Source organism: Microcoleus sp. N3A4 (assembly GCF_036701805.1).
In the GTDB taxonomy this organism is placed as follows: Bacteria; Cyanobacteriota; Cyanobacteriia; order Cyanobacteriales; family Microcoleaceae; genus Microcoleus.
Genome location: NZ_JAUBRJ010000059.1, coordinates 1 through 19,771, shown reverse-complemented (window position 1 = coordinate 19,771; position 19,771 = coordinate 1). Strand labels below are relative to the sequence as shown.

The following is a 19,771-nucleotide window of genomic DNA, read 5'->3' as shown; positions in this document are numbered from 1 at the left end:
AAAAAAAAGTATTCATTTCGGACAATTGACAATTTTTGAGCCGAGTGAAAGTGCATATTTGAAAGCTCTAGCCGCCCCCCAGACTGTAAATCCCAGGCTAAGCCAAGTTAGGATGAGAATTATTAGTTTCGATCGCTCTTGGCAAATCAGGCAAAAATTGCCTGTGATGCCGATGGGCGCCTGCCGGTTAACAGCTATGTTCTTGAGGAAGCGGTACGCCCCGCCCCGCTTTCTTCCCGTCGCCAAGACAAAAATGCTTGATTCGGAATCTGTCTGCGGGGATGAGGTATCCAGCGGGAGTTATTAAATGAGTTTATCTTTTAAGCAAGCGACCCTTTATGTGACTTTGCTGTCGATCGGGGGAGGCGTGGGATGGTTGGGGAATCGCTATCTGCAAGGCTCAAGCAATCTGGAAACCGGATCGGTTTTGCCAGTAGTGCGTAACCAAATCCCACCCTATGCGTCTCCTCCAGTTCAGGAAAATCGGGCAGTCGATCGCAGCAATCCCAATTTTATTGCTGAAGCAGCCGAAAAAGTCGGCCCGGCTGTAGTGCGGATTGACGCATCAAGTAAGGTAGCGAATCAAGTACCGGAAGCTTTCAAAAATCCTTTGTTTCGCCGGTTTTTTGGAGACAATTTACCGCAGCCTGAAGAACGAGTCAAGCGGGGTACGGGTTCGGGGTTTATTCTCACTTCTGACGGCCGCATCGTTACTAATGCTCACGTTGTCTCCGGGACGGATACTGTCAAGGTGACGCTCAAAGACGGCCGCGAGTTTGAGGGTAAGGTGCAGGGAGTCGATCCGCTGACTGATGTCGCTGTTGTGAAGATTAATGCTAAGGAACTGCCGCAGGTGGCTTTGGGTCGATCGGACAATATTGTACCCGGACAGTGGGCGATCGCGATCGGCAATCCTTTAGGTCTCGACAATACCGTGACTGTGGGCATTATCAGCGCTACGGGTCGATCGAGTTCCCAAGTCGGCATCCCCGACAAGCGAGTCCGCTTCATCCAAACCGACGCAGCCATCAACCCCGGCAATTCTGGCGGCCCCCTGCTCAACGACCAAGGCGAAGTAATTGGCATCAATACCGCCATTCGCGCCGACGCTCAGGGCTTGGGATTTGCAATTCCGATCGAAACCGCCAAACGAGTTTCCGATCAGTTATTCGCCAAAGGTAAAGCCGAACATCCCTATCTCGGCATTCAAATGGTCAGCTTGACTCCCGCCACCAAGGCAGAAGTCAACAAACAGCTCGATAATAATAAAATTACCCTCGATCGAGGCGTAGCCGTGACGCGAGTCGTGGAAAATTCCCCGGCTCAAAAAGGCGACTTGCGCGCCGGAGATGTCATTCAAAAAGTTGATGGAATTCCGGTTAACACTCCCGGGGACGTGCAAGAACGGGTGGAAAACACTGCTGTGGGCAAAGAACTCGAAGTGGAAATTAACCGTTTGGGTCAAGTTCAGAAAATTAAAGTACGTCCGGGTGCTTTTCCCCTATCGGGTAGCCCCGCCGGTGGATAGTTGCAAAGGGTGGAACAAGACTAAATCGCCAAAAAGTTTGCTAAACTTGTTCATAAACTATCGCAAAAAGAAGTTTGTATGTTTGCCATCAAGCGAGCCCTTAAATTGAATAATCAAGCTTGCACCTTATTGGCAAAACACGCAGGTTTCAGACGGGTTGTGTTCAATATGGGATTGAGTCTTCGGACTCAAATGTACGGTGAAGGCAAGTTTTCCGACTCAAAAATCATTGACGAAGTAAAAAAAGTCTTGACGAATCACGTCAACAAACAACCTAAATTTAATTGGATGAATCAACTATCTAGCCGAGTATATCAAAACGCATTAATCGACTTGAAGGATGCGTTTAGTCGTTACAGAGCTGGCAAGTCAGGTCATCCAAAATTCGCCAGTCGCAGAGATGGACAATCCTTCACAGTAGATTCGTCAAACGGGAAAGTTTTACTGGCTGCTGGGAATACAATTAAAATTCCCACACTCGGAACATTCCGACTGCATGAACCACTGGAATGTAGTTTTGTTTCCCAGACTTTCACCTTGTCAAAAGAAGGAAGTCGTTGGTTCGTCTCTTTCTGCGTAGATGCCAAACGTTTACCCGGGAAGCAACTTCAAGAATCCGTAGGCATTGATTTGGGAGTCAAATCTTTCGCCACCCTGTCAAACAGTCAAGTATTTGATGCACCGAAACCGTTGATAGCCAGTGCGAAAACCAAGCTAGCCAGACTGCAACGTCAGGCATCAAAACAGGTAAAAGGTTCCAACAATCAGCGCAAAACTTACAATAAAATTAGTCGAATTCATTCACGAATCTCTGCGATCGGCAAGGATTTCCTGCACAAGTTAACAACTTATTTAGCTCAAACTTTTCAGCTAATTAAGATTGAAGACTTAAACGTAAAAGGGATGATGGCTAATCACAAACTTGCGGGAGCTATATCGGACTTGGGCTTTTATGAATTCAAGCGCCAACTCAAATACAAATGTCAGATGTATGGAGCAAGTTTAGTGCTAGTAGACCAATGGTTTCCTAGTTCTAAAACTTGCTCGAACTGCGGAAATAAAAAAGATATGCCACTGAATCTTAGGACTTATGATTGCCCTGTTTGTGGTAGCTCGATTGACCGAGACTTAAATGCCAGTTTGAATATTTTAAACTGGGAACCCTTGGCTTGAGGGGGATAGCCTACTGATCTTGGGATGGCCGACCACCCAACAGCGTAGGAAGTAAACACTAATTATTTCAAAGGATAACTTTGGATAAGTCTAGATAAGTTTTATGGAGCAGGATGGAAGATGAATCTGATGCTTGATAGTCCTGGACGCAGCCGCCGGGTTTTTTCACCAAAATCCTCGGTGTAGCGCGAGGGATATCCGGTTAAAAACCCGGTTTCTTAATTCCCTGTGCGTCCAAGACTGTTGATTTTTTTGAACAACTTTCATCTTTCCCCCTTCCCCAATCCGTCGAGCTTTTTACTTCTCTTTGGGAGAGTTTGGTTGAATCGAGCTGGTGCTTGCTAAATTTTCTTCTAGGTGCATCCTCTGCTCCATTTGCCTTAGAAAATAGCCTGTCATCATCGCTGAAGCTAGCAAACCTGCTAAGTTTTCGCGGTCAGTGGTAATTTGGACGTTAAAATTGTCTGAGGGCAAGACGCCGACAAGTCCTTGAACGTTATGAGAGATAATTTCTTGGATTTCTGGGGTGACGGACTTGGCGACGCGGGCTAGAACCTCCGGAGATTGGTGTTGGAGGTACGTCAGAAGTGGATTGGCTGCGGTTTGTTGGGCATTGTCCCGGTCAAAGTCAGGGTGAAAAACCATTTGGCGATTCTTAATTTCTGGCTTGCTACATTCTACTTCAAACTACTCGTCATTGCTTGGATACAAATTTGCCTGAAAGTCAATCTGCAATTGTTTTGGCAGTTGGTCTACTTGAAAGTACCGATGAAATTTATCGGTAACTTGTAACCAATACGATCGCCCTTCAGTCGGCCGCCGTTTGCGGACGAAACCCATTTCTACAAGTTCCTGCACTTGTTGGTAAGCACCGGAACCCCGCAAATCAACTAAGTCTGGCTGAGCGATGCCGCCTTTGAGGGCGATCGCAGCCAGCGTCCGCAAAGCTCCAACACCTAATTCTGGAGGTATTAAAGTTTGCATTAAACTCGCAAATTCTTCTCTGAGTTGCAAGCTATATCCGGTGGGGGTTTCGACGACTTCTAATGCACTGTCGCGGCGGGAGGAGTCAGACATGAGTTCGATAATCGCATCTTCGGCTTCGGCTCGATCGCACTTGGCAATCTCGGCAATTTCTGCTATTGAGACCGGCTGACCTTTGAGGTAAAGTATGGCTTCTATTGTTGTGGCTAAGCGAGTCATTCGATTTTAGATTTTAGATTTTAGATTTTGGATTGACCCCACGGATAAATTCGGGGGCTTGAGGATTTTAGATTTTAGATTTTGGATTGATTCCACGGATCGATCGCGTGGCGGGTACCATCAAGAAGTTTTTGGTCATTTGGGAATTGAGAAGTGGGACTTGGGACGTTGAAGTTCGGCAAGGATTCAGTGTACGAGATTTAAGAAATGAATGTTGAGGTAATAAGTCCGAGGAAAGAAGAAGGAATTAGCAAAAAAACAACTATCCGTCTATCCGTAATTTCCGTATCGTGAATTTTCGTAATAAACATTCTCATTACACCAAAGATTGAGAGTTTCGGTAGCTTTAGAAACAAAGCAAAACTCTTTCACTTTTCATTTTTTGATTTTAACACTGGGATTTTAGATGAAAAAGTTGACCGTTTAAATCGCCATTTTTTAAATCTCAAATCTCCAGTCTCAAATCAAAGGGCTGCTGTTAGCAATGAGCCATCGCTCAATCTAACTGTCTGCCAGTCAATTCTACAAAAATATCCTCTAAATTAGAAGAGCGAACCATCATCCCAGTTTTATCATCTTTGGCATCCAGATATAAATTAGCTTCTTCCAGACTAGGAAAAAACTTGTATTCCCAGCGATCGCCTATTTGTTTCATTACTAACCCTTGACCGTGTTGCTGCCGCAGTTGAGCCAACGTTCCCAGTTGAATTAACTTGCCGCCGTCCATAATGCCGATGCGATCGCACAAATACTCCACTTCATCCATATAATGCGTTGTTAACAGCATTGTCATTCCCTGCTTGTTCAAATCTCGAATAATTTCCCACAATCGGCGTCGCGTTTGCGGGTCTAACCCTACAGTCGGTTCGTCCAAAAATAAGATTTGCGGTTCGTGCAAAAGTGCTCGGGCAATTTGCAACCTCCGCTTCATCCCCCCCGACAAAGTTTTCACCAAGTCGTCTCGCCTTTCTGCTAATTCCACATATTCCAACCACTGTTTAATTAACTGTTGCCGTTTCGGATTTGGGATGTGGTGCATCCGCCCGTGAAACTCCATATTTTCCCATACGGAAAGCTCAGTATCAACGCTGGTTTGTTGGAGCACGACGCCGATGCACTGTTTCACTTGCAAGCTTTGCCGCATCACGTCATATCCAGCTACCTGAATTTGACCGCTGCTAGGCTTAGTCAGAGTAGTCAGCATCCGAATTGTGGTCGATTTGCCGGCACCGTTGGGGCCCAGGAGACCGAACATTTCTCCGGCTTCAATCGTGAACGAAAGGTCATTGACAACCGGTATTTTGTTGTAAATTTTGCAGGCATTTTGCAAGGAAACAGCGACATGCATAGGTATTTCGGTATCAATTATTGTAATCAGGCTCTTTCTTCTCTGTCAGCTCGTGTCTGGTAAATTAACCATAATAGTTGTAGAGGCGGGTTCACCAACTATCTCTAATTCACATCCACAATCTCTATAAACCAGCCCCTACCGGGCGACAATATTTGATTGCAGGCAATTCAATAGATATGATATCATTCCTGGACGCAGAAACCGGGTTCGATCGCCTAAAATCTCTGGCGATCTTCATCGGTACTGATAGAAGAAAAACTTATAGCGGTTCTCAAGTAAGTGAAGTACGTAGTTGGGCTTTAGCCCTCTTAATTGTGCTTCTGTAGTTAAGTGAGGTAAGCACTTAACAACTCCCATTACCAATTAATACTCATACCTCATCTACCTGAGAAAGGCTATAGTTTTTCTGCTATAGCAATCCTAAATGATTTGCTTGCATTATACGCGAGCTTTCTGGCTCGCACTGCAAGGAATCTGGTCTCGATCGATTTTGCGACTGATGCGAGGATTGCTATATTTGTGCGCGAGCTTTGTTAGCGTAACTAATCAGAGTGTCATCCGCAGGTAGAATGCTGATTTTTTTAACCACCGCTTGCAGCATCCACTTATTGCGGTTGAGTTAAATCAGGTTTCAATTGCATCATCCGGCTGTCAAATTTGCTCGCTGCTTCGCTAATCGTGATAGTCGGTGTAGTGCCGTCGAGATATATACAGCATATTCCAGGTTGATGAAGTACAGTAGCCACTATATTTATATTGTGTGATGTTAATATGTAGGGTGCGGATCTGCGACTTTTTAAATGGAACTTGCAGATTGACTCCTTGGCGACGCACCTTACTACAAGATTGTGTGTACTACATATATAGCAATCCTAAATGATTTGCTTGCATTATACGCGAGCTTTCTGGCTCGCACTGCAAGGATTCTGGTCTCGCTCGATTTTGCGACTGATGCGAGGATTGCTATACATGGAATATGCTGTAGTTGTCATAAAAACCCCTATTTTTTTTCCGTCGAAACAGCGTCATATCGACATTCATCAGTATATTTTCTATTTTTCCTTGACAAGCGATTTTTTTGATGGTACCCGCCACGCGATTGATCCGTGGAATCAATCGAAAGCATCTCAAATCTAAAATCCTCAAGCCCCCGACTCGATCCGTGGGGTCAATCCAAAATCTAAAATCTCAAATCTAAAATCGAATGACTTATCCATCCAGCCGATACTTCGCCAATCTTGTCTGGCAAACTTAAAGGGGCGGGATGACTGAACCGCGATTCCTTGTTACGGTTTAAACCTTGAGAGAATGCTTTTGCAGCAATCCCTTCACGGATTGCTCGATCGAAGGTAGCTTGTCATATCCGATCTGACAGTTGCACTGTAAATTCTATCACGAATTGAAGTTGAAACAGCTTGCGATCGATTTTTTGGTAAGCAAAGATGCTGGCTGGCTTAAAGTCAGGGCCCTGGCTGAGTTGATTTCTGAAATTTGCCACATCATCAGTAACATCTCTGTAAAACCTGGGGGGAGGTGTTGTAAAGTAAGAACTAGATTCGATAAGTCCGCTGCGGAATCGGGAATACCGGCAGACAGAATATTGCTGCGATCGCTGGAGTTGCGATCGACTCTTCGCCAAATCGACCACCCCATACAACACTAATTAGCAAACAGACCAATAACACAACTTTTTTTCATTACATTATTTTACCCTGTTGCTATTATTCATTACCAATCTCTACCTAACTCTACCGCAAAGCGCTGTCTTTTAGTCTGCTGTTTCTAATTCCTCTAATTCTTGCGTAGACTGCCATCCAGCTTGCCAGAGCGATCGGTCTTTGAACTGTTCGGCGTTCAGCCAGAAACGGACATTTGGATCGCAAGCCGCCACCATTTCCGCAAATACCCATTTACCTTCGTTTTTTCGGTTGACTACTTGAAAGTGCCGCCAACCCCAAGTTTTTTGGTGTGAAGTCCACCGCGAACCAACTAAATAAGGAAATTTTTGTTTTTTCGGCACAGTATTTTTGTTAACAAATATATGAGTAAGCAAGTTAATTCTAATAACTCCTGCTGTTCGATCGTATTAACTCCCTAAAACTCATCAAATCCTCTCCCCTTCTTCCCTTCCCCTCTCGAACATAACAGAAAATATAGAGACGCAGCAGCTTACATGAGAGTTCACCTAAACTCTATCTGCAAGTAGATGCGTTTATTGTAACTTGCAGAAGTTTCGCCTCGGAGTTCAAAAGTAAGGGCAGTTCAATGACTGCCCCTGTAATTAGTTATACCTATTGAATAGGATGATTTTTCACTCGATCCACAAATAGCAAATTTATGCAGTACGAGCTAAATCGTGAATCTCAAATCTAAAAGCAAATAACCCAGGTTATAGTTGTGCACAATAATCCGTTCTGTGAAACTTACTCAAATCTACTTTTCGAGCAGCTTTGACTTTCACTTCCTGCTTCTACCAAGGGGTTCGCCCCCTTCTTATCCGCAGGCGTCTTTTCGAGCCCAACTCTCCCTTACAAACATTTTTTCAATCTTAACGGTGTCTCATTGATGCTGTACAGCTCAATAAAAAAGCACTTTTCGGCAAGATTGACTAATTTCTTTGATTCTGTCGTTACCCCTTGATTACTTCCCTGTTAAGGCTTTTGGCCCGATAAATCCAGAGGAAGTTGGGGAAGTCGGAGCCGGACGGCATTTGTTTGCAGCCAGAGAGTGATCGCGTGCTTCCGCTGCGGAGTCACGTATTCTCCCGGTCTGATCACGCCAGCACAGACGCCGATGTTTTTAATAAGGGTTTCTCGCTCCGATGAACTTGCACCCTGTAGCAACCTGACTTGGGCTTTGATAAAATCCACGTTCATAGCTGAAAGTAAAAGTAACTAAAGAACTCAGTTAAATAGCGATGCTTTGGTTCCGATTGTAACTCTAAAACCACTTGGTATGAATCAAATTGATTCAACATCCCCTGGATGGGGATCGGGGCGTCTAGAGCTAGCCAACTTTATTTACTTTATATGTTTTTGCTAGCAAAAGTGTCACCATGCTAGCAGTTTTGGCAGAATTATTCATAGTTAAGAACTGTTACAAATTTGGCTCGCTTCCCACAATACGGCAGAGTTTAGTGCTAATGCTACTCTCCTGAACTCAAAAAGTTCAGCATTGTCTCCCGATCCTTGCCTTCCTAGGTTTTACCCTCCCCCATTGGGAAGCGATCGCTCGCCGAACGTTCCTCTTCGATCGCCCCTCTTAACATTTAGACACTGCCACCTCACCCTATTGATTTATATCTGTCCGTAAGCCTCGCTGTGGACTATAACTTCAGGCATACGTGTTGTTACCTGGGCTACCATAAGCGATCGAGTTTTTATTCTTGTTTCTCAAGGATATATTTTTTTGCTTTTCTTGCAAAGCCCTTATTTGTATTAATTAAGACAGCTTTTTGATGTCCGCGCCAACGAAGACTCGCAGCTTGCTAATCCAGATATTTTCCGCTCCGTGGCGGTGAATCTGTTTTCTGAATTGATTGGGGGCGATCGATCGCCAACTATAATTACCAGTAACGGCTCATTTTGTATAATTGATAACACATCGAGCGATGCTAATAATTTAAAAACAGCACAATTATCAACAATCTTCCACCCGCAGATCGTTCCTAACAGCCCAAAATATGGGTCAAAAAATCAACAGGGCAATACCTGCGGTGTCAAGATTGAAGGTGCCGATCTTGTCTTCTCTGTTGCTGTTTAATAGCAATTAGAGATTGCCAAGTTTGCTAATTAGTAAAGTTGAAATTAAGCAGAAATTAACCAGATAAGCTGAAGCGATCGAATACACAAATTATCTCGTTTCCGGTTGCATCGGAATCATATATTTGGAGCGTATCAGCGCTCACGTCGTCCATAGCGAACGACATAGATCGTTCGCTATGGAAGACGTGAGCGCTATATAATTCCGATGCTACCGGATTTGATATTAACTGTTTTAATTGCACGTTAAAACTAACTCATTTAGGACTTGCGTATCAACGTTTTTTTTTCAAAAAATATCCCTACAACCATCCTTATGGTAAACAAAACTGGTTTTTTCCTGTGGAGAGGCGGGTTTATCCAGATCCCGCACGTCAATTAAAGATATTAATTAACCCGCCTCTACGATATCTTTCACTTTAAAAAAACGAATCGACCGCCCATCATATAAAATCCATTGGCTCGCGATATGCGAAGGGGAAATAGTAAATAAAATTATTGGTTTTAAATTATCGATTTGTAGGTGTTCTCTTGAAGTGTCAAGAGGTATCGATATATCTGGGCTTTGTAGCTAAGATAATTTCCCGGTGGGAAACCGGGAAATCATCAACTAAATCAACCTTTTTTCTGGCGTTGCAGCTTAGTTTTCCAATTGGCGATCTCCTTCTGAGCCGGCTGATAACTCTTAGTACCCGACGGCACCAGCGAAGCAGCTTCAACTGCCTCTTTCAGCTTTCCTTGAGAGCCGCGCAACTGAGCAATTTTGAGAATACTTTCGCTCCACTCTCCAATCAATTGCTGAGCTTCTTCATGCTTCGGCTGACCGGGCTCAATTTTATTAGCTTGCTGGATGCCTTTACTGTAAGAAGAGGCAACCCCCCGCTTAATTTGGCCCTTAGCAGCCGAGAGCAAAGCAGCATTTACGTCCTGGTCTTTCGATAGCTCCTCCCACTGAGCGATCGCCTGTTTCGACTGATTGTAAACTGGCCCATTGACATCAGGCATCAATTTACCCGCCCCGATCGCACCCTGGAAATCGCCCCGAGCAGCCCGCCCGTTAGCTATATCCAAAATCGTCAAACTCCAGCGCTCAATATCCTGCTGAGCCTGCGGGTAGAGCGGATCGCTAGGTGGAATCGTTCGAGCCTTAGCCACCGCCTTATTAAAACTAGAAGCCGAACCATCCTTGAGGAAAGTCTTCGCCTCAGCCCACACCTCCTGGCTCGATGGCGGCTGCTTGGTTCCAGTTCCTGCTTGCACCGCCCGCGGTTGGTTCTGCGACACCCCAGCACCAGCAGATTTTTGAGATCCAGAGTTTTGGGCATTTTGAGCAGGCGATCGAGGATCTCCTTCCTGCTGACCGATAAAAATTGATTTGTTCGTCAGAAAAACACCCAACAGCAGCACCACAGCCGTAGCTGAACTCCACAAAACTAGCTGCTGCAAAAATGACTTGTCCGATCCCCCGCTATCGGCATCCTCCGGCTTTTGCAAGTTCGGTCGATCGCCCCCCCCATCAGCAGGGCCCACAGCATTCGGCTGCGACACAGGCGCCATCTCAACCTGCGAATCCTGAGCGTTGCGAACTGCCGGAGGCAGATCCATTCGAGCCGTAGCCGTCGCCATTTGCGGGCGATCGAACCCATCAGCCGCATTAACCGCCATATTGCCATTGCGTCCTGCCAATACAGCACTTGGCACCCCAGAAGCATCCGGCAAAATCACCAAATTAGCCTTTCCTGGAGGATTCACCACCATCAAAGGTTCTTGTTTGGGACGCAAATGGTGGTCGCACAGATCCGGCAGCCGATCGCTCAAAAAACGGTCTAAACCCTTAATGGTCGTGCACTGTCCCGATCGCAGCCCCTCCAAAAGCGCCGTAGTAAAAAACCCCTGACGCAGAGCCGAAGTTTCCCGCGAAACTTGATTCGGGCGGCAAGAAAGCACAGTCGGGATTTCCAGTTCCCGCGCCAGCTCGACAGTTTGAGAGCCGATCGTTTCCCCCGCTTTCACAATCTGGCTGCGGTTCATATCAACCAGCACCAACACCGTTTCCGTAGGAGCGTTTTTCAGAGTATTCAACAGCAACTCTACCGGAATTCCCGTACCCTGAATATCAGCCGGATTCCCGTCAACCGGCATCAAATAATCCTTGCCTTCATAGCTGACACCGTAGCCGCTAAAAAAACACCAGAGTAAATCTCCCTGTTGCAAATGTTCCGCGCACAGGCTTTGGGTCAACCTCAGAATATTTTCCCGATTCGGATACGTGGATTGACCCCACAGCGACGGCGAGCTATCGGTCATCAGCAGACATCCATCCGGCGCAAAACCCGCCTCCTCAGTCAAAAAACCGTACAGTGCCTCTGCATCCTCTTGGGCATAACTCAAAGGCTGGAGTAACTGATATTGATTGATGCCTATTGCAATACAAGCGTGATGTTTCATCCCCATATGCCCTATATATATAGTGGACAGCTTGCACAAAACGATAACACATAGCCGTTTAAGGTTATACGCGCTTTCGCCAGCCGTCAGATAGCAGTTGGCCGAAGGCAGAAGTGCCAACAAGCGCCCAAATTCAGCATCCTAAAATTTTAACTTTTTATATTGCCATAAAAAATTATACCCTGTGCCTGCCTTTAGAAAAATGACGTTAAATTGGATACACAGGCCAGTTTATTTGACTCTTATTTTCAGAAAACAACACCAAAAAGGAATAACCCGCCAATGATCTCTATCGCCCAAAAAGAAATCTCCGCCCCCAGCGAATCGCTACTGAAGCAAAAGCATCCTAAAACTCACAGCCACTATAGGTTTCAGGATTTTTTTTCCTTCGATCGCCAGATGGGTACAATTAACGACTGGAATAAGTCGCGCAACATTTTTACCAGCGAAGACTTCATTATCGGTTTGGTGGAGGGACTCGAAGAAGAAGTAGGCCCGGCGTCCTCTGTCATCATGTATACTATTGGTTGCCATTGGGGGCTCCAAGATTCCGAATTTTTTCAAAAATGGTTTAGTGCCGAATTCAGCCAGAACATCCGCCAGTCAAATCTCATGTTTCTGCTAGAAACTTGGTGGTGGCCTTTCACTGCTCAAGGTTGGGGTCGCTGGGAAGTTGACATGAGCGATCGCAAACACGGCTGCATCTTCATCAATATCTTTGACTCAGCAGTTGCTCGCACTTTGGGCGACGTAGGCAAACCGGTTTGTCACCTATATGCCGGTTTGTTCGCTGGTTTCTTCGGAGCTCTAGTCAAAAAGCCTCTGAGCTGCATAGAACTCCAATGTTACTCAATGGGAGAAACATATTGCAAGTTCCTGCTCGGCAACCCTGATAAAATTGATGCAGCAGCATTCTGGCTCAACGAAGGTGCCAACGCCCGCGATATTCAAACTCGACTGCAACACGGTGAAATATTGCGGTAAACAACGTGGAAAGGCACATCCCCTGCCCTGCCTTTCCTCCCACCAATTTCGCGATCGAGAGTCCGATGGTGGGCCTCTCCAGGCAGGAAAAAAGATGAAAAGTCAAACTTCATGGTTGGACAAGTCTGTCCAAGATTTCTTTGGTCACTATAATTGGTTGGGAAAACCTTTAGAAACCCAAAATGGCTCGACCCCCGGTCAAGTTATGACTTTAACCCAGCCAGTAGCAGACTTTTTTCAAGCTATTTCTTGGGAAGGAATTCCCGAAGTAGGTGCTCTACCCCTACCGCCACCCTTGCCAGTAATTTCTATTTCTGAACAAGCAGAAGTCACCATTGATGACCTATTCGACCTGTTTTAATCTGTGTGCGAAATGGAAAACAAAAAATATGACAATCCCTCATCCCTCATTTTTCATATCTCCTCTCTCAAAATCCCTCCGTTAAATCCGTTAAATCCCGTACACTGCTCCTTGCCGAACTTCCTTCCTTATATCAATTACCGATTACCACTTAATAAAAATCATGCACCCTGAGATTGAGTCGCTGCTGGATCAGGCAGAAAACCGCTTTTTAAAAGGCGAAGAACTCATAGCTTTTAAGCGTCAAGCTGCAACTCTTGCCCAGCGCTTAAAAATTTACGAATTTTTGCGAGATAAGGAAGCAAGCATCTTCCAACCAATAGCCAACCAGCTACAAGAAACATTCCCCGACGAAAAACAAGAAACCTTAGAACGATCGCTCAAACACTGGCTGTTAGTCTTGCGGTACTGCGCTATGGCCATGCTGCTTAACGATCTAGATTTGCTCGAACAGCGCCTCCTAGACTGGCTTTCCGGCATAGTCGAAGTCCACCAAACTCAAAAGCTCGAAGCAACTGTTTGCGATCTGCTGCAAACTCGTTTAAAAGAACTGCTTTCCGAGCAAGCCAGGGCTATATTACAGCCATTTTTAGACCAAGCGCAGTCAATTGTGATTGACCAAGGTAATAAATAATAAGCCAATTCCCAATTCCCAATTCCCAATTCCCAATGATTAATATTGCCGACTTGCTCAAACAGCCCCGACTCCCTGGAAACTACTTTGCCAGCGATGCCTACGTCCGAGGCGACCTCGAACTCGGCTTGCTCGAAAACCGCCGGGGCGATCGACTCATAGCGCTCCCAGAAACACTGATTCAAGCGATTTATATCGGCTTAGAAAAAGAAACTGGTCAAGCCTCCCGCCTCGTCCTTTTCAACTGCGGTCGCTGGTGGGGTAAAAACTTCTACGTGCGTTTTTGCGAAGAAGTCAGCGAATACTACGGTCAGCCAGTTTCTGAAATGGAAATGGTAGAATTTCTTCAGTCCTTGCAACAGTGCTGGAAAACTCACGGATGGGGAACACTTGAACTGGACCCCAGCTATTCCGAACAGGGCTTTTTAATAATAAAAACTGCTAACTCTCTTTTTGCCAAAACAGCTCCCAAGTCTAAGCAGCCAGCCTGTTTTCTAGAAGCAGGTATTTTAAGTTCGTTCTTTAGTCAGCTTACAGGTCGAGAACTGCACTGCCTGCAAACCTCGTGCGAATCCTTGGGTTCGGACTGCAATCGCTTTATTTTAGGGCTGCGCGATCGCCTCCAACCAGCAGATGTTTTTCTCGAAGAAGGACAAGAACACGAAGCTATTATCAGTCAACTTTCCCAAAAAAGTTGACTTATTTGACAGCTATTAGCAACAAACTAATAGCTGTCAAATCGATAGCTACACAGCCATAAAATCCACTATAATAAAAACTGTGAGTTAAATTATAAAAAAGCTAAAGACTTGGGAAATCCGATTTTAGCTATTTTAAAAAAAACAAGTTATAACTATAGCAATCCTCGCATCATTCGCAAAATCGAGCGAGACCAGAATCCTTGCAGTGCGAGCCAGAAAGCTCGCGTATAATGCAAGCAAATCATTTAGGATTGCTAGAGGAGCTAGACAATTCATAACTTATCCTAGAAACTCAGAAAATTTAAAAGCAATCACAACCTAAAACATTTTGCTAGAACTTAATGGACGCCAATGAACTTCTAAATCGATATGCAGCCGGCGAAAGAGATTTTAGACTGGCAAATCTGCGCGGCATTGTCTTGAGTCCGATCGATTTATACCGTTCCAGCGATGCCCCAACTCTCATCTTGGCAAACCTCAACCAACACCAGCACCGACCCTACTTAATCGGTGCTAACCTCAGCGGTGCCGACCTCACCAAAGCCCATCTGAGCCGAGCCAACCTCAGCAAAGCTGACCTCAGCGGAGCCAATCTCACCGGCGCCAACCTCATGGCAGCAAGTCTCAGCGGAGCCAATCTCAGCGGAGCCAACCTCACCGGCGCCAACCTCGCCGGATGTCACCTGAATTGGGCAAATCTGACCGGAGCAATTCTCCCCAAGACCAATCTTGCAGGTGCAGATCTGAGCGCCGCCAACCTCACAAAAGCCGATCTGGGCGAGGCAAATCTAAGTAAAGCTTATCTGATTAAAGCCAATCTCAACGGGGCCAACTTCAAAGATGCCTGCTTAAGTCTAGCGAGTCTCAAAGAGGCAGACTTGACCGAAGCACAGCTCACCGGAGCTGAATTGTTCAAAGCCAACCTAGCCGGAGCCAACTTAACCCGTGCTAACCTCAGCAAAGCCAAGCTGTTGCAAGCTAATCTCAGGCGAACTAACCTCACTCAAGCCTATTTAAACGGCGCGTGCTTGAGCGAATCAGACCTCAGCGAAGCTTGCTTGGATAGAGCCAATTTGTGCAAAGCAGACCTGAGCAAAACCTACCTGAGAAATATTACTTTGAATGGCTGCCACTTAAGCGGTATCAACCTCAGCGGGGCCGATCTGGGCGGTGTAGACTTGAGCCGCAAACTTTTAACTGGAATCAATATGGCAGAGGCATTGTTGAACGAAGCCAACTTGAGCGGTGCTTATCTGATAGAAGCTAACTTGAGCGGAGCCTACCTCAGCAAAGCCAACTTGAGCCTAGCCTACCTGATCAATGCCGACCTGTCTAATTCTTGCCTGCATGAAATTGACTTGAGCAAAGCTAACCTGAGCAAAGCCAACTTGCAGAAAGCTGACTTGACAGGAGCCAACCTCCGGGGAGCCATTCTCACTGAGGCGGATTTGAGGGGAGCGAAGTTGATTGGAGCCATTCTTCCTAACGGCACAGTTTATCGCCATTAACGTGTCAACCCCCTTGATTATTTGCCGAGTAAAGTGCGGTTGTTGTCCAGAATCGGAAAAAATAAGTTCCTTTCTTCCACAGTGAGATATTGTTTGAGTACCTTTTTCATTACATCGTAGGTCACGGTCGCAGTATTGCGAACTTGAACAGCGCCTAAAATAGTTTGCAACCAAAGCAGGAGCCGATCGCGCAACCGTTCATTATCGTCAATCAACATTGCAGCAGCCGAATGCCTCAACACCTGTACAATATCTCCACGGCACTTTTGGGTCACATCTTGAGCCCCCCGGCGAAATAAATTAGGGTCGAGAGACTGCATTTGTGCTTCCACTTGTTGCATAATTTCTGTTTCAGACGCTTGAATTTTTTTATAAGCACTGATCCGGTGGTTCAAAGAGTGAAAGTAGTCTTTCAAAAATTGGAGTTCTTCAGCACTGGCGTAGCGTCCGTCTGCTTCCGTGCTCAAACGTGCAAGTTGGCTCAACATAAATTTTTCTCTACTACTAAAATACAAACATATCAGTTTTAAGCTTCTTTAGTCCGAACTAAATACTGTCCTACTTGAAAGCGGGTTTCATTAAGCTGTGTAACAATCGAACGAGTAATTAACTTTCCCGATTCTACAACTACTTGACCCGTAATTGGGTGTAATAAATCTTGCTGAGCCCGGCGGCCAATTAGAGCTTCCACATTTTCAATAGCATTAATGTACATCCCTGCGGGCAACTGTACAACCACACCCTCGCCCATAATTTGAGCCTGACAAGCAAGCCGCGAATTGGCTTGAGCTGTAGTAATGACTTCCAAAGTCCTCCTCTCGCGGCGGTTCATGTCAGATAAGCCTTCCATGCCTTCTTTAATGTAAACGTGGCAGGTAGCGCACATTCCCCGCCCCCCGCATTCCTTGAGAACGTCTAAGTCTTTGGAAAGTAAGGCAGACAGGATATTAGATCGGGTTTCGACTGCCATTTCCTCGGAAATTGGATCTAGTCTAATAATTTTAACCATATTGATTGTTGCTCCTGTCAAGTTCAGTATTTAGCAAGTACGATCGACATATTCAAAGCCAAAAAAATTTGGCTAACACTCAAAAAGGTTAAAATGGCTGGATCGCAGCATCGGCTTCCGGCTCTCTAACCCAGATAGTATAACCGCGCTTCTGTTTTAGCAATCGCTGTTCCGTCGGCCCTATTCCCCAGCTTAGCTGCGATTGCTAAAACCTTAGATTTTTCGTTGACTGCCTTGAAACAACTGTAACAGTCGCGATCGACTAAAATAGCAGCCACAGGTAGTTATATATCTCGCACCCGAATCCGGCAAGATTGCTACTGATTCCGAAACTCAAGGATTTTAGTAGGTGTGACTGTGCGATCGCTCGATTGTCGGCTGAGAATCAACCTGAGATAACATAGGCTGTACCTGGCTAGAAATTAAAAAATTTGAATTTTTGTCAAAATTCTTTACATATTTTAATACTAGCTCAAGCATTTCCTACAATTAGACCGATGCAACATTCTAAGTACCGCATTTTAGGGCTAGTCGGACAAGGACAATTTGGTCAAGTGTTTTGTGCCAGCGTTCGAGAAACTCCCGCCAAGGACTCCCGCCTCACCAGCCAACTGGTCGCTCTCAAAGAACTCAGCCATCAAAAAGCCCCAACTAGCGAATTTTTGCGAGAGCTGTGGTTTCTGATCACCTTGCAGCACCCTAACATTGTCACCTGCCGAGCTCTAGAACACACAGCTACAGGCAGGTACTTGGTTATGGACTACTGCGAGGGAGGAACCCTCCGCAACCTGCTCAAACAAGACCGCCCCTTGCGGCTGCTCGAAGGTTTGCAGCTAGTCATGGAAGTTTTAGCAGGCTTAGACTACGCCCACCGCCGAGGCGTAGTTCACTGCGACATCAAACCCGAAAATATCCTGCTAACTTTGGGCTCCAAAGGTTGGTCGCCCCGGCTGTCTGACTTTGGCATCGCGCGCCGCCTGCCAGAAATCGGTACCACTCGCCTCCACCAAGAAATTTCTCCCGACGCTACCGTAGGTTCCCCTGCTTACATGGCCCCAGAGCGGTTTTACGGTCTTTACTCTCCCATGTCAGATATATATGCAGTTGGAATTTTGCTGTTTGAGTTGTTAATGGGCTACCGCCCTTTCGGCGGAACCCCCGGAGACTTGAGATGGGCGCACCTGAATCAACGCTTGCAACTTCCCGATGCCATCCCCGAACCTTTGCAAGTAATAGTCAAAAAATCTTTGGAAAAGCTGCCAGCCCGCCGTTTTGCGAGTGCTGCCCAAATGGCTCAAGCTCTGCGGCTGATCATGTACGACCCCGCTGTCAGGCAATTGGGGGACTGCTTTATTCCTTGGGACAATCCCGCAACTAAGGAGGCTAAAAATCTGAAGTCGGAAACTGAGTCTTTGCTGGAAGTCGAAGAAGAAAAAGCATCACAGTCGGCTATTAATTTACTTCGGACTGTGCGCTATTCGCTTTCGCAGTCAAAGCCACTGATACTTGCTGCACCGCTGACGGCTTTAATTGCCACTGAAACGTATCTCTATGCTGCTGTAGGTAAAGAGGTGAAGGTTTGGTGTCACCCGGGAAAACAGCTAGTTACAGGAGAAATCTCTACTTCTATATTAATGCCGGAAATCGTGCGCGACATTTTACCTGCTTCCTACGGCTGCTGCGTTCTCACTCCGCAAAAACTTTACTGGCTCAACGATCGCTCTTGGGAGCCTCAGTGCTTGCTGGATACAGGTTTCAGGCAAGGGTCTGAGGCTTTAAAAGCTGCTGTTGATTCTCACGGTCGCTGGTTGACAGTAGCGGTTCCCGGGGAACTGCGTTTTTATTCTTTAGCTGCAAACAGCACTGCGGGCGATCGGGAAAAAGCCCTGAAGCCGATGGCTACTGTGCCGTTAGCGGAACACTATTTACCAGAATTAATGTTTTTGGATCGGCGACACGTCTTAGCAATTTGGTCGGACAACGAACCCAAAAATCCCCAAACAATTTTTAGAGTTTACACTCGCCGCGGCACGCCGGTGGGTTCTGTGCGGTTGTCTACCAGTGTCGGACAGACGCTGCTGACACCTGAACCGTATACTTTGCTAGGAATTCCTCAATCTGGTAAAGCGGCCGTGCTGTTGATGAAATTGTGGCCGCTCAAGGTAGCGCGAATTTCCCTTGAAAGTTTGCCCGTGGCTGCTTGTGTGACTAATTGGGGATGGGTTTTGGCAGATGTTGGGGGGCAGATTCTGGTGTTAAACAGTCAAGGCCTTCAAGTAGGGAATTTTAGCAGCCCCGCCGCACCCCGGGCGATCGCCCCTTGGGGAAAGACAGGTTTAGCGATTGCGGTCAATACTGAGGAAGAGAGTCACTTACACTTTTTAGATGTAGATGTAGATGTAGATGTTGAGGAGACCAACTCGCGATCGAGCATCAAAGGCTGATAACTGGCGTAACTGAAGGATGTGTTTCGGGGTTGCTGTAATTGAGGAGAGTGTGTTGGCGATCGATCTAAGCATTGGCTTTTAGTTCTTTTCCCAAAGGCTATGGAGTAAGGCGGGTTACAGTACCGTACCCTGTGGTACTCAATTTTATGTAAGAGGACTTACACGTGGCGGACGATCGTCCGTCGTCGGGTCAATGCCATACAGAACCATCGCTCAGCTAAGTAAAGCGAATGCAGACAATACGTTAGATAGGACTCAGATTCACCAACACCTGCTTGTGTCATGGTGAACCACACCTCCGAGTAAGTCCCACGATCTTTTTTCACCTCTTCCCGATTCTACATACCCTTGATGAGAGTCCCCTGCCAAAAAACCTATTTTTGGGTCAAAAAAAAGACCCCTTCCCATAAAGAGGAGTGAGCCAGCGGATGTCGGAGCGCGGTGTAAGAGCCAAAACCCTGACGGTGTATGGCTTCAAAAAATAATCAAAAATAGTTTCACAAAACGCTTGACAACCCCTTGCGGAATAAGTATATTAATAAAGCGCCAGAAGAGAAGCGGTTCAAACAACCGCGAACTAAAGGCAAAAAACTGAACCTAGAAAAAAGAATAGTTTGAAAGCTTAAAGCACTATTAACCTCGTCAAAAAAATCAAGATCGAGA

Annotated in this window: 22 protein-coding genes; 12 read left to right on the top strand and 10 right to left on the bottom strand. The window is 46.0% G+C overall.

Features of this window, described 5'->3' with window-relative positions; all coding sequences use genetic code 11:
• The first annotated feature begins 25 nt into the window (after positions 1-25).
• From QUA56_RS26875 to QUA56_RS26865, 3 genes are all read left to right on the top strand, one after another.
• A complete protein-coding gene (locus QUA56_RS26875) occupies positions 26-307 on the top strand; it encodes a hypothetical protein (RefSeq protein ID WP_333364068.1) in 282 nt (93 codons plus the stop codon).
• The gene (locus QUA56_RS26870) at positions 308-1,528 is read left to right on the top strand and encodes an HhoA/HhoB/HtrA family serine endopeptidase (protein WP_333364066.1); all 1,221 of its coding nucleotides are present in this window, start codon (positions 308-310) and stop codon (positions 1,526-1,528) included.
• 78 nt (positions 1,529-1,606) lie between these two features.
• The gene (locus QUA56_RS26865; protein WP_333364063.1) at positions 1,607-2,701 is read left to right on the top strand and encodes an RNA-guided endonuclease TnpB family protein; all 1,095 of its coding nucleotides are present in this window, start codon (positions 1,607-1,609) and stop codon (positions 2,699-2,701) included.
• 297 nt (positions 2,702-2,998) lie between these two features.
• Here QUA56_RS26865 and QUA56_RS26860 read toward each other — a convergent pair whose 3' ends face one another.
• From QUA56_RS26860 to QUA56_RS26850, 3 genes are all read right to left on the bottom strand, one after another.
• The gene (locus tag QUA56_RS26860; RefSeq protein ID WP_333364060.1) at positions 2,999-3,346 is read right to left on the bottom strand and encodes a DUF760 domain-containing protein; all 348 of its coding nucleotides are present in this window, start codon (positions 3,344-3,346) and stop codon (positions 2,999-3,001) included.
• Between the two features lie 42 nt (positions 3,347-3,388).
• Positions 3,389-3,904: an SMC-Scp complex subunit ScpB gene (scpB, locus tag QUA56_RS26855; RefSeq protein WP_333364057.1), complete on the bottom strand. Its 516-nt coding sequence runs from the start codon at positions 3,902-3,904 to the stop codon at positions 3,389-3,391.
• A gap of 496 nt (positions 3,905-4,400) precedes the next feature.
• Complete coding sequence (locus QUA56_RS26850) at positions 4,401-5,252, bottom strand: ABC transporter ATP-binding protein (protein WP_333364054.1); 852 nt, start codon at positions 5,250-5,252, stop codon at positions 4,401-4,403.
• 179 nt (positions 5,253-5,431) lie between these two features.
• On the opposite strand from QUA56_RS26850, the gene QUA56_RS26845 reads away from it, so the two are divergent.
• Positions 5,432-5,581, top strand: coding sequence for a hypothetical protein (locus tag QUA56_RS26845; protein ID WP_333364051.1), 150 nt, complete (start codon positions 5,432-5,434; stop codon positions 5,579-5,581).
• A gap of 279 nt (positions 5,582-5,860) precedes the next feature.
• Here QUA56_RS26845 and QUA56_RS26840 read toward each other — a convergent pair whose 3' ends face one another.
• A complete protein-coding gene (locus tag QUA56_RS26840; protein ID WP_333364048.1) occupies positions 5,861-6,001 on the bottom strand; it encodes a hypothetical protein in 141 nt (46 codons plus the stop codon).
• Positions 6,002-6,654: 653 nt separating this feature from the next.
• On the opposite strand from QUA56_RS26840, the gene QUA56_RS26835 reads away from it, so the two are divergent.
• On the top strand, positions 6,655-6,918 hold the full coding sequence (locus tag QUA56_RS26835) for a hypothetical protein (protein WP_333364045.1): 264 nt from the start codon (positions 6,655-6,657) through the stop codon (positions 6,916-6,918).
• A 105-nt stretch (positions 6,919-7,023) separates the two neighbouring features.
• On the opposite strand, the gene QUA56_RS26830 is transcribed toward QUA56_RS26835, so the two are convergent.
• Together QUA56_RS26830 and QUA56_RS26825 are read right to left on the bottom strand one after the other, a co-directional pair.
• Positions 7,024-7,275, bottom strand: a complete 252-nt coding sequence (locus QUA56_RS26830; protein ID WP_332984670.1) for a TIGR02450 family Trp-rich protein — start codon at positions 7,273-7,275, stop codon at positions 7,024-7,026.
• Between the two features lie 631 nt (positions 7,276-7,906).
• Positions 7,907-8,131, bottom strand: a complete 225-nt coding sequence (locus QUA56_RS26825) for a hypothetical protein (RefSeq protein WP_006635912.1) — start codon at positions 8,129-8,131, stop codon at positions 7,907-7,909.
• Between the two features lie 640 nt (positions 8,132-8,771).
• Here QUA56_RS26825 and QUA56_RS26820 point away from each other — a divergent pair.
• Positions 8,772-9,017: a hypothetical protein gene (locus QUA56_RS26820; protein ID WP_333364041.1), complete on the top strand. Its 246-nt coding sequence runs from the start codon at positions 8,772-8,774 to the stop codon at positions 9,015-9,017.
• A gap of 614 nt (positions 9,018-9,631) precedes the next feature.
• On the opposite strand, the gene QUA56_RS26815 is transcribed toward QUA56_RS26820, so the two are convergent.
• Positions 9,632-11,470: a peptidase C14 gene (locus QUA56_RS26815; RefSeq protein ID WP_333364038.1), complete on the bottom strand. Its 1,839-nt coding sequence runs from the start codon at positions 11,468-11,470 to the stop codon at positions 9,632-9,634.
• A gap of 276 nt (positions 11,471-11,746) precedes the next feature.
• On the opposite strand from QUA56_RS26815, the gene QUA56_RS26810 reads away from it, so the two are divergent.
• The 5 genes from QUA56_RS26810 (at position 11,747) to QUA56_RS26790 (ending at position 15,652) form a co-directional block, all read left to right on the top strand.
• Complete coding sequence (locus QUA56_RS26810; RefSeq protein WP_333364036.1) at positions 11,747-12,448, top strand: V4R domain-containing protein; 702 nt, start codon at positions 11,747-11,749, stop codon at positions 12,446-12,448.
• Positions 12,449-12,542: 94 nt separating this feature from the next.
• Complete coding sequence (locus tag QUA56_RS26805; protein WP_333364034.1) at positions 12,543-12,809, top strand: hypothetical protein; 267 nt, start codon at positions 12,543-12,545, stop codon at positions 12,807-12,809.
• A 163-nt stretch (positions 12,810-12,972) separates the two neighbouring features.
• A complete protein-coding gene (locus tag QUA56_RS26800; protein ID WP_333364030.1) occupies positions 12,973-13,443 on the top strand; it encodes a phycobilisome protein in 471 nt (156 codons plus the stop codon).
• A gap of 35 nt (positions 13,444-13,478) precedes the next feature.
• Entirely contained in the window at positions 13,479-14,141 is a 663-nt protein-coding gene (locus QUA56_RS26795) for a V4R domain-containing protein (protein WP_333364027.1), read from the top strand.
• A 344-nt stretch (positions 14,142-14,485) separates the two neighbouring features.
• Positions 14,486-15,652, top strand: coding sequence for a pentapeptide repeat-containing protein (locus tag QUA56_RS26790; RefSeq protein WP_333364024.1), 1,167 nt, complete (start codon positions 14,486-14,488; stop codon positions 15,650-15,652).
• Positions 15,653-15,669: 17 nt separating this feature from the next.
• On the opposite strand, the gene QUA56_RS26785 is transcribed toward QUA56_RS26790, so the two are convergent.
• From QUA56_RS26785 to QUA56_RS26775, 3 genes are all read right to left on the bottom strand, one after another.
• The gene (locus QUA56_RS26785; protein WP_333364021.1) at positions 15,670-16,140 is read right to left on the bottom strand and encodes a phycobilisome protein; all 471 of its coding nucleotides are present in this window, start codon (positions 16,138-16,140) and stop codon (positions 15,670-15,672) included.
• Between the two features lie 38 nt (positions 16,141-16,178).
• Complete coding sequence (locus QUA56_RS26780; RefSeq protein WP_333364018.1) at positions 16,179-16,661, bottom strand: 2Fe-2S iron-sulfur cluster-binding protein; 483 nt, start codon at positions 16,659-16,661, stop codon at positions 16,179-16,181.
• A 125-nt stretch (positions 16,662-16,786) separates the two neighbouring features.
• Positions 16,787-16,939: a hypothetical protein gene (locus QUA56_RS26775; protein WP_333364016.1), complete on the bottom strand. Its 153-nt coding sequence runs from the start codon at positions 16,937-16,939 to the stop codon at positions 16,787-16,789.
• A 219-nt stretch (positions 16,940-17,158) separates the two neighbouring features.
• Here QUA56_RS26775 and QUA56_RS26770 point away from each other — a divergent pair, with 219 nt between their 5' ends.
• On the top strand, positions 17,159-19,105 hold the full coding sequence (locus QUA56_RS26770; protein WP_333364013.1) for a serine/threonine-protein kinase: 1,947 nt from the start codon (positions 17,159-17,161) through the stop codon (positions 19,103-19,105).
• Positions 19,106-19,771: the final 666 nt, after the last annotated feature.

Coding starts and splice junctions, on each gene's coding strand:
- QUA56_RS26810 (WP_333364036.1), top strand. CDS start 11,747: ATGATCTCTATCGCCCAAAAAGAAATCTCCGCCCCCAGCGAATCGCTA.
- QUA56_RS26845 (WP_333364051.1), top strand. CDS start 5,432: ATGATATCATTCCTGGACGCAGAAACCGGGTTCGATCGCCTAAAATCT.
- QUA56_RS26870 (WP_333364066.1), top strand. CDS start 308: ATGAGTTTATCTTTTAAGCAAGCGACCCTTTATGTGACTTTGCTGTCG.
- QUA56_RS26865 (WP_333364063.1), top strand. CDS start 1,607: ATGTTTGCCATCAAGCGAGCCCTTAAATTGAATAATCAAGCTTGCACC.
- QUA56_RS26860 (WP_333364060.1), bottom strand. CDS start 3,346: ATGGTTTTTCACCCTGACTTTGACCGGGACAATGCCCAACAAACCGCA.
- QUA56_RS26815 (WP_333364038.1), bottom strand. CDS start 11,470: ATGGGGATGAAACATCACGCTTGTATTGCAATAGGCATCAATCAATAT.
- QUA56_RS26785 (WP_333364021.1), bottom strand. CDS start 16,140: ATGTTGAGCCAACTTGCACGTTTGAGCACGGAAGCAGACGGACGCTAC.
- scpB (WP_333364057.1), bottom strand. CDS start 3,904: ATGACTCGCTTAGCCACAACAATAGAAGCCATACTTTACCTCAAAGGT.
- QUA56_RS26770 (WP_333364013.1), top strand. CDS start 17,159: ATGCAACATTCTAAGTACCGCATTTTAGGGCTAGTCGGACAAGGACAA.
- QUA56_RS26795 (WP_333364027.1), top strand. CDS start 13,479: ATGATTAATATTGCCGACTTGCTCAAACAGCCCCGACTCCCTGGAAAC.
- QUA56_RS26850 (WP_333364054.1), bottom strand. CDS start 5,252: ATGCATGTCGCTGTTTCCTTGCAAAATGCCTGCAAAATTTACAACAAA.
- QUA56_RS26825 (WP_006635912.1), bottom strand. CDS start 8,131: ATGAACGTGGATTTTATCAAAGCCCAAGTCAGGTTGCTACAGGGTGCA.
- QUA56_RS26790 (WP_333364024.1), top strand. CDS start 14,486: ATGGACGCCAATGAACTTCTAAATCGATATGCAGCCGGCGAAAGAGAT.
- QUA56_RS26800 (WP_333364030.1), top strand. CDS start 12,973: ATGCACCCTGAGATTGAGTCGCTGCTGGATCAGGCAGAAAACCGCTTT.
- QUA56_RS26780 (WP_333364018.1), bottom strand. CDS start 16,661: ATGGTTAAAATTATTAGACTAGATCCAATTTCCGAGGAAATGGCAGTC.
- QUA56_RS26805 (WP_333364034.1), top strand. CDS start 12,543: ATGAAAAGTCAAACTTCATGGTTGGACAAGTCTGTCCAAGATTTCTTT.